The following is a 1,503-nucleotide window of genomic DNA, read 5'->3' as shown; positions in this document are numbered from 1 at the left end:
TGAACTGAACCCCGAATAGTGGACACTTTAAAAAAAGTGGACCTATTCGGGGTTTTTCTATTTTCTTCACCGAAAAATCCCGTTATACTGACCATACAATTTAAGAACGGGAGAATCATCATGAGTAAAATAATTTTTAATGAACATCAACGCAGACAAATTGAAGTGAATCCAAATGTTGCATCAGTTTCAGATCGAGCGATTCAATATACAGCAGAATTTAAACTAAAAGCTATTCAAGAAAATCAATCAGGTAAGGGCCCAGCTCAAATTTTTAGAGAAGCTGGATTTGATTTAGAAATCATTGGACTAAAAAAAGCTCAAAGCGCAATTAAGCGTTGGAAGAAAACCTATCAAAACCTTGGGGAACAAGGATTTTTAGAGGAACGTCGTGGAAAAGGCAGTACAGGTCGCCCTAGCACTGAAAAACTATCAGCGGACAAAAAGTTAGAGAAAGCTGAAGCGCGTATTCGACTTTTAGAAGCTGAATTAACACTTCTAAAAAAGCTCGACGAAATGGAAAGGCAGGCGAAGAAGAACCGGTTCTAACACCAAGAGAAAAATACCAAGCAATTAACGAAACGATTCGACTGTATCAACTCAAAAACATGACACGCTATTTATGCAAAGTAGCGAATGTCAGTCCAAGTGGTTACTATAAATGGCTTCAAAATGCAGATAAGGATGCACTTCGTGAAGAATCAGATTATCAAGATTACTTATTACTGAAATCGATTTATGATAAAGAGAAAGGAAAGGTTGGCTATCGTGGATTTTATATGGCATTAGTTGATGTATTAGACCAACCCATGAATCATAAAAAGATTCTTCGTTTAATGCGTAAATTTAATTTATACGCGAAAATTCGCCGTGCGAACCCCTATCGCCATTTAGAAAAAGCGACAGCGTCACACCGCCGTATACCGAATCATTTAAATCGCGAGTTTAACCAAGATGAGCCTGGAAAAGTATTCTTGACCGATATTACATACTTACAATATAGAGGTGGTCAAACGGCTTATTTATCTTGCGTAAAAGACGTAGCTACAAGAGAAATCGTTGCCTATGTGCTATCAACAACACTTAAAATGTCAATTGTGTATGAGACACTTGAACAATTAAATATTCATCTAGATGGTAATCTTCATCCAGAAGCAATGATTCATTCAGATCAAGGTTTTCATTATACGCACCCAGGATTTCAACAGCTTGTGAAAGAAATGGACCTGAAACAGTCGATGTCACGCCGAGGAAACTGCCTAGACAATGCGCCAATGGAATCGTTCTTTGGGCATTTTAAAGATGAAGTCGATTATAAGGAAGCTGAAAACTTAGCTGAATTGCATACACTAGTCGTTGATTATATGAATCATTACAACCATACAAGAAAACAATGGACATTAAAAAAGATGACGCCGGCAACATACCGAAGTCATCTAATCGCAGCTTAAGCACAACTACATGTCTTTTTATTATACTGTCTACAAAATAGGGTTCAGTTCA

At 37.3% G+C, this 1,503-nt stretch carries 1 protein-coding gene; it reads left to right on the top strand.

Translation table 11 applies throughout. The annotated features are described in order from the left end of the window. Positions 1-120: 120 nt before the first annotated feature. A protein-coding gene (locus H9632_RS18670) for an IS3 family transposase (protein ID WP_191705564.1) occupies positions 121-1,451 on the top strand; the annotation gives its coding sequence in 2 pieces (ribosomal slippage) (positions 121-499 and positions 499-1,451; 1,332 coding nt in all). The last annotated feature ends 52 nt before the right edge of the window (positions 1,452-1,503 follow it).

The sequence above is a fragment of the Solibacillus merdavium genome, from assembly GCF_014836935.1.
In the GTDB taxonomy this organism is placed as follows: domain Bacteria; phylum Bacillota; class Bacilli; order Bacillales_A; family Planococcaceae; genus Solibacillus; species Solibacillus ferritrahens.
The sequence above is the reverse complement of the archived record's forward strand: the minus strand, read 5'-3'. Positions and strand labels throughout refer to the sequence as shown.